The organism is Methylobacterium platani, from assembly GCF_001653715.1.
Lineage (GTDB): Bacteria > Pseudomonadota > Alphaproteobacteria > Rhizobiales > Beijerinckiaceae > Methylobacterium > Methylobacterium platani.
Map to the genome: position 1 here is coordinate 122,068 of NZ_LWHQ01000034.1, position 10,763 is coordinate 132,830.

General features: G+C 72.7%; 12 protein-coding genes. 2 read left to right on the forward strand and 10 right to left on the reverse strand.

The genetic code is table 11. From position 1 onward, the window contains the following. Positions 1-50: 50 nt before the first annotated feature. The 4 genes from A5481_RS17070 to A5481_RS17085 all read right to left on the reverse strand — a co-directional run bounded on the left by A5481_RS17070 (position 51) and on the right by A5481_RS17085 (position 3,401). The gene (locus A5481_RS17070) at positions 51-380 is read right to left on the reverse strand and encodes a hypothetical protein (protein WP_048437617.1); all 330 of its coding nucleotides are present in this window, start codon (positions 378-380) and stop codon (positions 51-53) included. A 48-nt stretch (positions 381-428) separates the two neighbouring features. Further along, the gene (locus tag A5481_RS17075; protein ID WP_064504071.1) at positions 429-1,319 is read right to left on the reverse strand and encodes a class I SAM-dependent methyltransferase; all 891 of its coding nucleotides are present in this window, start codon (positions 1,317-1,319) and stop codon (positions 429-431) included. Next, complete coding sequence (locus A5481_RS17080; RefSeq protein ID WP_048437046.1) at positions 1,316-2,365, reverse strand: lysylphosphatidylglycerol synthase domain-containing protein; 1,050 nt, start codon at positions 2,363-2,365, stop codon at positions 1,316-1,318. Before A5481_RS17080 ends, A5481_RS17075 begins: the two co-directional genes overlap by 4 nt. A 148-nt stretch (positions 2,366-2,513) precedes the next feature. Next, entirely contained in the window at positions 2,514-3,401 is an 888-nt protein-coding gene (locus A5481_RS17085; RefSeq protein ID WP_048437047.1) for an alpha/beta hydrolase, read from the reverse strand. Positions 3,402-3,603: 202 nt separating this feature from the next. On the opposite strand from A5481_RS17085, the gene A5481_RS17090 reads away from it, so the two are divergent. Beyond that, positions 3,604-4,218, forward strand: coding sequence for a GNAT family N-acetyltransferase (locus A5481_RS17090; RefSeq protein WP_245239183.1), 615 nt, complete (start codon positions 3,604-3,606; stop codon positions 4,216-4,218). A gap of 4 nt (positions 4,219-4,222) precedes the next feature. Here the strand turns inward: A5481_RS17090 and fliJ are convergent, their stop codons facing one another. Together fliJ and fliI are read right to left on the reverse strand one after the other, a co-directional pair. After that, on the reverse strand, positions 4,223-4,630 hold the full coding sequence (fliJ, locus tag A5481_RS17095) for a flagellar export protein FliJ (RefSeq protein ID WP_048437048.1): 408 nt from the start codon (positions 4,628-4,630) through the stop codon (positions 4,223-4,225). A gap of 91 nt (positions 4,631-4,721) precedes the next feature. After that, on the reverse strand, positions 4,722-6,062 hold the full coding sequence (gene fliI / locus A5481_RS17100; protein ID WP_048437049.1) for a flagellar protein export ATPase FliI: 1,341 nt from the start codon (positions 6,060-6,062) through the stop codon (positions 4,722-4,724). Positions 6,063-6,496: 434 nt separating this feature from the next. On the opposite strand from fliI, the gene ctrA reads away from it, so the two are divergent. Beyond that, complete coding sequence (gene ctrA / locus A5481_RS17105) at positions 6,497-7,198, forward strand: response regulator transcription factor CtrA (RefSeq protein WP_048437050.1); 702 nt, start codon at positions 6,497-6,499, stop codon at positions 7,196-7,198. A gap of 388 nt (positions 7,199-7,586) precedes the next feature. On the opposite strand, the gene A5481_RS17110 is transcribed toward ctrA, so the two are convergent. From A5481_RS17110 to A5481_RS17125, 4 genes are all read right to left on the reverse strand, one after another. Further along, positions 7,587-8,510 (reverse strand): CheR family methyltransferase, encoded by a 924-nt coding sequence (locus A5481_RS17110; protein ID WP_082173560.1) that lies wholly within the window; start codon positions 8,508-8,510, stop codon positions 7,587-7,589. 40 nt (positions 8,511-8,550) lie between these two features. Next, entirely contained in the window at positions 8,551-9,729 is a 1,179-nt protein-coding gene (locus A5481_RS17115; RefSeq protein ID WP_064504073.1) for a protein-glutamate methylesterase/protein-glutamine glutaminase, read from the reverse strand. Between the two features lie 141 nt (positions 9,730-9,870). Continuing rightward, positions 9,871-10,236, reverse strand: a complete 366-nt coding sequence (locus tag A5481_RS17120) for a response regulator (protein WP_048433390.1) — start codon at positions 10,234-10,236, stop codon at positions 9,871-9,873. Between the two features lie 16 nt (positions 10,237-10,252). Continuing rightward, the gene (locus A5481_RS17125; protein ID WP_048433391.1) at positions 10,253-10,753 is read right to left on the reverse strand and encodes a chemotaxis protein CheW; all 501 of its coding nucleotides are present in this window, start codon (positions 10,751-10,753) and stop codon (positions 10,253-10,255) included. Positions 10,754-10,763: the final 10 nt, after the last annotated feature.

A 10,763-nucleotide genomic window follows, 5' to 3' on the forward strand; every position in this document is an offset into this window, starting at 1 on the left:
TTTGCCGCATTTTCCGAGACGGACCGGTATCCGTTTCGTCGGAAAATGCTCTAGTTGATCGCGCAGAATCCCGCGCCCGAGCCGAAGACGCGACCGGTGCACCACGGCCGCGCGGGCGCCGGGGCCGCCTCGGGCGGCGCGGCGGCGATCGGTGCGGCGGGGATCGGCGCGGTGGTCCCGGTCGTCATCGGCTCCGGGTCTCCGGCCGCCGCCGTGCGGATCCGCGGCTGCTCCGGAGACCGGGCCGCAGGCGGTGCCGCCGCGGCGGCATGGCTCGGGGCGATGAAGGCGAAGCCGCCGCGCCGGCCGCGCGCCTCGGCGGAGCCGGCGGCCGCGACGATCCCGAGGCCGACCAGCCCGAGCACCAGACCTGCACGCATCGCCCTCGTCCCTCTCCACCGGATGCGCGGCATGATGGCCGACGGGCGTTAAGAGGCCGCCTCACGCGATCGCTCGGATTCGATCGATCCTGCGGGCGCGCCTCGGCGCTTGCGCAGCCAGAGGCTGGTCTCGAACGCGCCGGGCGGCAGGGGCAGGCGCGCCAGCACCCCGCCGAGGGGCCAGCGCGAGACGACGCGGCTGGAGAAGAGCGGGGCATAGCCGCCGCCCTGCAGCAGCGCGCCGACCATCAACTGCTCGTTGTAGCCGCGCCAGGCCCAGGATTCCGGGTAGGCGTCGGGCAGGAAGACGTCGTGCAGGTGCACGATCACGCCGGATGCGAGGCGCGGCAGCACGTCGAGGAGGAGCCGGTCGACGTCGGTCCCCGGCATGGCGACGTGGCTCGAATCGATGAACAGGACGTCGCCGGGCGCGAGGGAGGCCGCCGCTTCCGCGTCCGCGGGCCCGAACAGGCGCGCCTCGTGGCGCAGGCCGAGGCCGGCGAGCGGTGCGCGCGGCGCCGGGTCGATGCAGGTGATCGCCGTCGGAAGGCCGCCGTCGCGCACGGCCTGCGCGAGGAAGCGGGTCGAATGCCCGGAGCCGATCTCGACGATGCGGGCGGGCCGCTCCCGCCGCACCAGGGCGTAGGCGGCGGCCGCGTCGAGGCGCGGGAACCAGTCCTGGGTGAAGCGCGCCGGCCGCTCGCCGACGAGGCCCGGGCCGCCCGCCCGGATGCGGTCCAGATCGGCGGCATGCGCCTCGATCGCCGCCAGCACGGCGCGGAAGGCCGGCTCGGCCTCGACGAAGATCGGGCGGAGGGCCGGGTAGCCCTCCGCCCGCGCCGCGCCGGCATGCCGGTACGGGATCAGGAAGCCGCCGGGCCGGATTCCGAGCAGGGTGCTGAGACCGAGCCCGGCGCGGCGCAGGCGGGCCCGGCTCATACCGCCTTGCGCACCTTCACGTCGCGCAGGTCCGGGGTGACGCCGGGGCCGTCGACCGGCGCCGGCGGCACGGTTGCGGGCGGCGTCGCCTTGTTGCGCAGCGCGTCGGCGAGGCGGCCGCGCTCGAACAGCAGCACCACGCCGATCGCCAGCGCGAAGGGCACCAGCAGGTAGAACAGGCGGAAGATCAGCACGGCGGCGAGGACGTCGGTCTTCGGCAAATCGGGCATCGCCGTGATGAAGACGAGCTCGAACACCCCGATGCCGCCCGGCGCGTTGGAGACCAGCGCCACCGAGAACGAGGCGAGGAAGACGGCCAGCACGACGAGGAAGCCCGGGTTCCCGGCCTCCGGCAGGGCGAAGTAGATGATGCCGGCGGCACCCAGCAGCTCGAGCGGCGCCGCGATCAGCTGGCGGGCCATGATGTTGGGGCGCGGATACTCGATCTTGAACGAGCGGATATGCAGCGGCCGGAAGTGCAGGATCGAGCCGATGACGTAGAGGGCGACGAAGCCGAGCAGGCCGAAGCCGACGAGGCGGGCGGTGGTCGGGCTCGCCAGAACGGTCGGCAGCAGGGAGCTGACGCGCTCCAGCAATTGCGGCTCGAGCACCAGGACGAGGCCGCCGAGGAACGCGGTGCCGAGGCCGAAGGTGAAGGAGCACAGCGCCACCAGCACCGCGACCTGGGCGGTGGAGAGGCCCTTCGAGGTGTAGGCGCGGTAGCGCACCACGGCGCCGGAGAACACCGAGGCGCCGATATTGTGCGACAGCGCGTAGGTGGTGAAGGAGCAGACCGAGACGAAGAGCCAGGAGATGCCCTTCACGCCGAGATGCAAGAGCGCGATCCGGTCGTACCAGGCAAGCGCACCGTAGGCGACGAGGGTCGAGAGGACGGCCAGCGCGTAGCGGTGCGGCGGGATCGCCGCGAGGCTGGCCTTCACGTCGGCGAAGGACAGGCCCTTGAGCAGGTGCCACAGCAGGTAGACCGACACCACGACGGCGCCCAGGCCGACGACCGGCCAGATGAAATCTTTGATCTTCTTCATCGCGGTCCCGTGGTGTGTCCGTGCCTGGCCCATGTCTCGCGCGCGCTTCTGCCCGACCCTGCGGAGGACCGCAAGGACGGCGCCGCGGCGGCGGCTCCTCCTGTCATGGGATCGTGACGGTTTCGTGCCGGCTCCGCGGCGGCCGGGCTCAGGCGCCCCGGCTCTCGAGCCAGTCGAGGATGAGGCGGGCGACGCCCTCCGAGCCGAGGTCGAGCTGGAGGAAATGGGCGATGCCCGGCACGGTGCGGTGCTCGGCGCCGTGGTAGAGGGCGGTGCGCCACGTCGTTGCCGGCCAGATCATGCGGTCGTCGGCCCCGCCGAGCACCAGGGTCGGCACGCCCGCGAAGGCGGCCGAGAGCGGCAGGGCCGGCCAGTGCGCCTCGGCGAGCGCCACCGGGCTCTCGGCCGACATCCGGGCGGCGTAGCCCTGCGCCCGTTCCAGCGGCAGGCCTTCCGAGAACAGCCAGTGGCGGGCCAGCGCGACCGCCGGCTCGCGGCCGGGGAGCAGCGAGCCCGCCAGCGCCTCGACCCAGAACCCCGCATCGGTCATGGCGATGCGCGGCCCGACGACGCCGAGCCCCTCGGGCGGCAGGGAGGCCATCAGCACGAGGCCGCGCAGCGGCAGCCGGCCGAGGAGGCGCTGGGCGAGGAGCCCGCCGAGGGAATGGGCGACCAGCACCGGCGGCTCGCGCCACTGCGAGGCGGCCAGGGCCACGTCTGCGAGATAGTCGGCGAGGGTGGCGGTGCGCAGGTCGCGTCCGCCCTCGCTGCGGCCGTGGCCGCGCAGGCTCACCGCCGCGGCGCGGCGGCCGCGCCGGGCGAGGTTGGGCAGGAAGATCTCCTCGAACATCCAGGCCCCCCCGAAGGCGCCGTGGACGAACAGCAGCGGGGCGCCGTGCGGCTCGCCCGCCGGCTCCGCCTCGATCCATTCGAGGGCCGGCCCGTCGGGGCGCGCGATCATGCGGCGCGACACCTGGGCGCGCGGCTCGGTGACGACGGTGAAGCGGCTCCGGTCCCGCGCGGATGCCTCGTGCATGGTGGTGCCTCTCCACGATCCGGCCGGCAGCCGGCCGGATCCTCGACGAATCTAACGGTCGCCCCCCGTCTGCCCAGTCTCCCGGCCGCGGGACGTGACGGGCACGGGACCCTCGGACCCTATGGCACGGGAAAGCTTGACACGACGGAAACGGCGGCGGCCCCATCGGCCCCTCGCACCAGCCGGAGGAGCGGCCTGCACCGTGAGCGACCACCCGACCGACGGACCCCGCCTGTGCCTCGACGGCTACACCGCGGTGCCGCCGACCCACCTCGCCACCGTGGTGACCTACCTGGAGCGGCGCGAGCCCCCTCCCCCGCGCTCGCGCGATCCGTTGCCGCTCGCCGCCATCGGGGCGGACGTCGCGCGCTACCGGGCGCTCTACCGCGCCGTCGGGGAATCCTGGCTGTGGTTCGGCCGCGCCCGGGTGAGCGACGACGCGCTCGCCGGGATCCTGGGCGACCCCGACGTCGAGGCCCTGGCCCTCACCGAGGCCGGGCGCGACGTCGGCCTCCTCGAGCTCGACTGGCGCCGGCCGGGAGAGGCGGAGCTCGTCTATTTCGGTCTCGTGCCCGAGGCGGTCGGGCAGGGTCGCGGGCAGCGGCTGATGGAGGAGGCCCTGCACCACGCCTTCGCGCGCCCGATCGGGCGGCTCTGGGTGCATACCTGCACCCTCGACCATCCGGGCGCGGTGGCGTTCTACCGGCGGTCGGGCTTTCGCGCCTACGCGCGGGCGATCGAGGTGACGCCGGATCCGCGGCTGACCGGCGACCTGCCCCGCGACGCGGCCGGGCAGGTCCCGCTGCTGGCGGAGTAGGACGTCAGGCCCGGACGCGGCTCAGGCCGATCGCGTCCATGCTGGCCTGGTCGCGGGCGTTCTCGGCGGCGCGCTCGCCCGAGCGCTCGCGGTCGTCGAGGATCTCGACCTTCTTCAATTCCTCGAACGCCTCGGCGAGGGCGGCCTTCGCCGCGGCGAGCTGGACGTCGAGGTCCTCGGCCGAGCGGCGGATGTTGTCGCGACGCTGGGCGGCGGCGCGGGCATAGGTCGGGTAGGCGAAGTGGGCCGGATCGGAGATCCCGGCCCGCTGCTCCTCCTGGCCGATCTCGCGGTCGAGATCGGCGGCCATACGGGCGAAATCGGCGATCATCGCCTCGATTTGCGCGACTTTGCGGCGCTTCTCGTCGGCCTGGAAGCGGCGCAGCCGGATGAGCGTGTCCCGCGACTTCATTGTTACTCCACTCCCGCCAGCGGCATGCGGCCGAGCTCAAAGCCCGCCACGCGCCGTCGCGCGGCCGCGGAGCGGACCGCGCGGCCGGCCCTCACGGCCCGCCGACGATCGCGGCGAGGCGTTCGTAACCCTCGCGGATGGAGGTTGCTTCTTCCTTACCCTGCCCCAGAAAAGCCTCCAGATCCGGCATCAGGCCGATCGCCTCGTCGACCTCCGGCGAGCTGCCGGGGCGGTAGGCGCCGAGCCGGATCAGCTCCTCCATGTCGGCATAGGTCGACAGCACCCGGCGGGCACGGCGCACGGTGGCCAGGAAGTCCGGGTCGCAGGAGCGCGGCATGGTGCGCGAGACCGAGCGCAGCACGTTGATCGCCGGGTAGCGCCCGCGCTCGGCGATGGCGCGCTCCATCACGATGTGGCCGTCGAGGATGCCCCGCACCGCGTCGGCCACCGGCTCGTTGTGGTCGTCGCCCTCGACGAGCACGGTGAACAGGCCGGTGATCGCCCCCTCCCCCGTCCCCGGCCCGGCCCGCTCGAGGAGGCGCGGCAATTCGGAGAACACCGTCGGGGTGTAGCCCTTGGCGGTCGGCGGCTCGCCCGCGGCGAGGCCGATGTCGCGCTGGGCCATGGCGAAGCGGGTGATCGAATCGACCATGCACAGGACCTGCGCGCCGGCATCGCGAAAATGCTCGGCGAGCGCGAAGGTGACGTAGGCCGCGTTGCGGCGCATCAGTGCCGGCTCGTCGGAGGTCGCCACCACCACCACCGAGCGGGCGAGGCCCTCCTCCCCGAGATCGTCCTGGAGGAATTCCTGGACCTCGCGGCCGCGCTCGCCGACGAGGCCGATCACCGCGACGTCGGCGGCGGTGTAGCGCGCCAGCATCGACAACAGCACCGACTTGCCGACGCCGGAGCCGGCGAAGATGCCCATGCGCTGGCCGGCGCACATCGTCAGGAAGGTGTTGATGCAGCGCACGCCGAGATCCAGCGGCGGGCCGACGCGGCGCCTGGCGTGGGCGGAGGGCGGATCGGCCTGGAGGCCGTAAGGGACGGGCCCGGGCGGCAGCGGCCCCTTGCCGTCGATCGGGCGGCCGAGCGCGTCGACGACGCGGCCGAGCCAGGCCCGGCTCGGCCGGATGGCGCCCGCCCCCTCCGCCCGCACCCGGGCGGGGCAGCCCCGCCGCACGCCCTGGAGCGAGCCGAACGGCATCGCGAGCGCGTGGGGGCCGGAGAAGCCGATGATCTCGCACGGCACCGCCGTGCCGGCGGCCTCGTTCACCACGACGTCGAGGCGGCCGCCGAGGCGCATCGCCGCGACCGGGCCGGCGACCTCGATCAGCAGGCCGCGCACCGCCGTCACCCGGCCGAAGGTCTCGACCTCCTCGATCCCGGCGAGCGCGGCGCGGGCCGCCTCGAACCGCCCCGCCCCGGTCACGGCAGCATCCTGTTGATACGAGGCGCTTTCCCGTTTCCTGCCGTCGCCATTGCCGGATTCCATCAACGATCCATTTACCCCTCTCCTTAACACTGAGGCGCATGGGATCCGGGCCGGGTTCCCGGAGGTTCTCCGGGCGCGTGGCACGGGCGCAACATCGCGGGCGGGCCTCATTGGCGCGAGCCATTTAGGCATGCACCCCAGGAGCGGGATCACGGTATGGTATCGCGATTCGGCCGGAACGGAACGACAACCCGCAAGGGTCCGGCCCGTCTCGCGGTTTTCTTACCGCTTGCGGGACCGGAACAGGGTTTGTTAACCGTTCGGCCATAGCGTCGCGGTTCGGAAGATAACGGGCGTTTCCCACGGGCCGGTGGGAAACGGGCGGCGGGGGCTTGCCTTAACCCTTGAGGGCCAGGGCTTGGGGACCTGAGATGCGGGTACTTCTGATCGAGGACGACAGCGCCACGGCGCAGAGCATCGAGCTGATGCTCAAGTCCGAGAACTTCAACACCTACACGACCGATCTCGGCGAGGAAGGTGTCGATCTCGGGAAGCTCTACGACTACGACATCATCCTGCTCGACCTGAATCTCCCCGACATGTCGGGCTACGAGGTTCTGCGCTCCCTGCGGGTGGCGAAGGTCAAGACCCCGATCCTGATCCTCTCCGGCATGGCCGGGATCGAGGACAAGGTGAAGGGCCTCGGCTTCGGCGCCGATGATTACCTCACCAAACCTTTCCACAAAGATGAACTGGTCGCGAGAATCCACGCGATCGTGCGCCGGTCGAAGGGCCACGCGCAGTCGGTGATCACCACCGGCGACCTGATCGTGAACCTCGACCAGAAGACCGTCGAGGTGTCGGGCTCGCGCGTGCATCTCACCGGCAAGGAGTACCAGATGCTGGAGCTCCTCAGCCTGCGCAAGGGCACCACCCTGACGAAGGAGATGTTCCTGAACCATCTCTACGGCGGCATGGACGAGCCCGAGCTGAAGATCATCGACGTGTTCATCTGCAAGCTTCGCAAGAAGCTCGCGAATGCCAGCCAGGGCAAGAACTACATCGAGACGGTGTGGGGCCGCGGCTACGTGCTGCGCGAGCCGACCGAGGAGGAGTCCCGCATCGCGGTCTGACTCGCCGATCCCACGACTGGACGACGAAAGAACCCCGCTCCGGCGGGGTTTTTTCGTGGCCGGCCTTGTTGAGGCGACACGGATGGGGGAGCCGTCACGACCGGCCGCCGGTTCGGCCCGCGCCTCGTGATCCGGCGTCGGGTCACGGCCGGCGCGACGCATCTGCGGCCGGGGCGGCCGCGAGGATCGAGGACGGGGAGCCGGCGGGGGCGCACGGCGCACGGATGCCGTGGGGCGTCGCTCGCGGCCGCCCCGGGGACCCGGGATCACGGGGTGCATCCTCCCCTGCCCGCCTTGTGCCGGGCTGTGCCGGGGCGAGGCCGGAGCGCGACGGCCGGTCCGGCGCAAGACGGAGTCGCGTCCGGAACGACTCAGCCGGGGCGGCGCTTCAGCGCGCCGCCCACCGCAGGCCGGACAAGGCCGGAGCGACCGTCAGGTGGCCGGGTGCCGCGAGGTTCGAGGACGCCAGGCTCGGCGCTGCGAGGCTCGGGGCCGCCGCCGCGCGCCCGAGGCGGTAGAGGCCGCGATGCTCGGCATCCGGCACCAGCGCCTCGGTGATGCCGATCACCGTCTCGGCGGCCCCGAGCAGCACCGCGCCGTCGGGAGCGAGCTGGTCGGCGATGCGGCGCAGCACGTCGGCCTTCGTCACCGTGTCGAAGTAGATCAGCACGTTGCGGCAATAGACGATGTCGAAGGTGCCGAGATGCTCGAACGGCTGCAGCAGGTTGAGGGGGCGGAAATCGACCATCTGGCGCAGCGATTCCGCGATGCGCCACTGCTCGCCCACCTGCGTGAAGTGCTTGAGCATCAGCTGCACCGGCAGACCGCGCTGGACCTCGAACTGGTTGTAGAGGCCGAGCCTGGCCTTCTCCAGCACCTCGGTCGAGAGGTCGGTGGCGACGATCTCGACCCGCCAGCCGGCGAGCCGCGGCGCGGCCTCCGCGAGCAGCATCGCCAGCGAGTACGGCTCCTGGCCGGTCGAGGCGGCGGCGCACCAGATCCGCAGGCGCCGCTGGCTGGCCCGCGTCGCGAGGGCGCCGGGCAGCAGCACGTCGCGGAACAGGTCGAACGGCGTGCGGTCGCGGAAGAAGAACGTCTCGTTGGTGGTCATCGCCTCGACCACCGCGCGCTCGATGGCGCCGTCGCGGGCGAGCCGCAGGCAGCCGACGAGCTCGGGCAGGCCGGCGAGGCTGAACCGCCGGCAGACCGGCCCGAGGCGGCTCTCGATCAGGTAGCGCTTCTCCGCCGTCAGGGCGAGGCCGGAGCGCTGCTTGAGGTAGAGGCGGAGGAAATCGAACTCGAACTCGGTCATCGACGCGGCATCCTCCCCGGGGGCCGTGGCAGGATGCGCATCAGTGTCCGCCGGGTCCGGCGATCGCCGCCCGGAGGGCGGGCCCGATGGCGGGGAGCGGCAGGATCTCGTGGGCGTAGCCGGCCCGCACCAGGCTGCCGGGCATGCCCCAGACGGTCGAGGTCGCCTCGTCCTGGGCCAGCATCGTGCCGCCGGCCTCGACCAGGGCCTTGGCGCCCTTGGTGCCGTCCGAGCCCATGCCGGTGAGCACCACCGACAGGGTGGCGGCGCCGTAGACCTCCGCCGCGTCGCGGAACATCACGTCGACCGCCGGGCGGCAGAAATTGACCGGGGGGCCGTCGTTGAGCTGGATCACCGCCTCCGCCGCGGTGCCGGACAGGCCCATGTGGCGCCCGCCGGGGGCGACGTAGACGATGCCCGGGCGCACCGGCTCGCCGTGCTTGGCCTCCGCCGCCGGCAGCCCGATCCGGGCGCCGAGATGCTCGGCGAAGACCGCGGTGAAGACCGGCGGCATGTGCTGGACGATCAGGATCGGCAGGCGCTTCAGGGTGGCGGCGCCGATGCCCTCGAGCACCTCCCCCACCGCCCGGGGACCGCCGGTCGAGGCGCCGACGAGCAGGCAGCGCGGCGGGCTGGCGCGCAGCGGCCGCGGGCGCACGCTCACCGGGGCGGCGGCCGGGCGCGGCAGCGGCGCCGGGGCCGCGACGGCCGCGCGCTCGGGCAGGCCGGGCCGCTCGGGGAGAGCGGGGGCCTTCGCCCGCGGCCGGTTGCGCAGGTCGGCCCCGAGCATCCGGATCTTCTGGACCAGGTCCTCGCGAAAGCTCGCCTGGGTGGTGACGCCGCGGTTGCCCTCGGGCTTGGGCAGGTAGTCGATGGCGCCGAGCGCCAGGCAGCGCAGCGAGATCTCGGCGTTGCGCTGGGTCAGGGTCGACATCATGACGACCTGGAGCCCGGGGCGCTTGGCCAGCATCTTGGGCAGCGCCTGGGTGCCGTCGAGCTCCGGCATCTCGATGTCGAGGAGCACGATGTCGGGCTGGACCCGGTCGAGGGCGTCGAGCGCGATGCGGCCATTCGAGGCGGTGCCGACGATCTCGCAGCCGGCCTCCTCGAGCCAGCGCGAGACCAGGCCGCGGACCACGACGGAATCGTCGGCGACGAGGACGCGGATGCGCGGACCGGCGCTCGGGGACGGGGTGGAGGGCGCGGCGGAAGCGGCCATGGCGTGTCTCGGTCGGCGCGCCGCGGGGCGGGCGGGGAGGATCGGGCTCCGGTTCGAGGCCGGGGCGTCTCGGGGCGTTTCGGGGCGTCGGGTCTTCGGGAGCCGCCGGCCTCTCGGGCGAGGCCGACGGCGCGGTCGGCCTCAGGCGAGGCCGACCGCCTGGAGCTTGGCGGTCATGATGTCCTTGTCGAAGGGCTTCATGATGTACTCGTCGGCACCGGCATGGAGTGCCCGGGCGATCGACGCGACGTCGTTCTCGATGGTGCAGAACAGCACCTTCGGGTGATCGCCCGACGGCAGCCGCCGCAGGGTGCGCAGGAAGTCGTAGCCGTCCATGTGGGGCATGTTCCAGTCGAGCAGGATGGCGTCCGGCATGCCGGTGCGGCACTGCTCGACCGCCTCGCGCCCGTCCTCGGCCTCCGCCACCCGGAAGCCCAGGCCCTCGATGATCCGGCGCGCCACCTTGCGGATCACCGCCGAGTCGTCGACGATCAGGAAGGTTCTCATCCCCTCGGCCCCCGCATCAGGCGGCGCTGGCGGTCGGCCGCTCGTCGCCGAAGGCGAGCACCGCCTCGACGTCGAGGATGATGAGCAGGCGGCCGTCGAGGCGGTGCACCCCGCGCGACACCGCGCGCCAGCGGGTGTCGAGATGGACCGGGTTCGGCTCGTAGGTGTCGGTGGCGAGCTTCATCACCTCGCCGACCTGGTCGACGAGCAGGCCGTAGGCCTCGCCGCCATGCTCCAGGCCGACCGCCATGTTGCGGCCGTCGCCGGTGCGGTCGGGCAGGCCGAGGCGCCGGCGCAGGCACAAAGCCGTGACGACGCGGCCGCGCAGGTTGAGCAGCCCCTTGATCTCCGGCGGCGCCAGCGGGACGTCGGTGAGGTTGGTGGCGATGAAGACGTCGTGCACCCGGTCGATCGGCAGCCCGAACAGCTCGTCGCCGAGCAGGACGGTGACGTAGTCGGTGGTCTCGCCGGTGGGCGGCGCCGGGTTGCCGGCGGTGTTGGTGTTGGCGGCCATCATGGGCGGGGCT

Excerpts from the sequence above, each read along its gene's own strand:
- fliJ (WP_048437048.1), bottom strand. The coding sequence starts at position 4,630 with ATGAAGTCGCGGGACACGCTCATCCGGCTGCGCCGCTTCCAGGCCGAC.
- A5481_RS17120 (WP_048433390.1), bottom strand. The coding sequence starts at position 10,236 with ATGAGAACCTTCCTGATCGTCGACGACTCGGCGGTGATCCGCAAGGTG.
- A5481_RS17080 (WP_048437046.1), bottom strand. The coding sequence starts at position 2,365 with ATGAAGAAGATCAAAGATTTCATCTGGCCGGTCGTCGGCCTGGGCGCC.
- A5481_RS17070 (WP_048437617.1), bottom strand. The coding sequence starts at position 380 with ATGCGTGCAGGTCTGGTGCTCGGGCTGGTCGGCCTCGGGATCGTCGCG.
- A5481_RS17115 (WP_064504073.1), bottom strand. The coding sequence starts at position 9,729 with ATGGCCGCTTCCGCCGCGCCCTCCACCCCGTCCCCGAGCGCCGGTCCG.
- A5481_RS17085 (WP_048437047.1), bottom strand. The coding sequence starts at position 3,401 with ATGCACGAGGCATCCGCGCGGGACCGGAGCCGCTTCACCGTCGTCACC.
- ctrA (WP_048437050.1), top strand. The coding sequence starts at position 6,497 with ATGCGGGTACTTCTGATCGAGGACGACAGCGCCACGGCGCAGAGCATC.
- A5481_RS17125 (WP_048433391.1), bottom strand. The coding sequence starts at position 10,753 with ATGATGGCCGCCAACACCAACACCGCCGGCAACCCGGCGCCGCCCACC.
- A5481_RS17075 (WP_064504071.1), bottom strand. The coding sequence starts at position 1,319 with ATGAGCCGGGCCCGCCTGCGCCGCGCCGGGCTCGGTCTCAGCACCCTG.
- A5481_RS17110 (WP_082173560.1), bottom strand. The coding sequence starts at position 8,510 with ATGACCGAGTTCGAGTTCGATTTCCTCCGCCTCTACCTCAAGCAGCGC.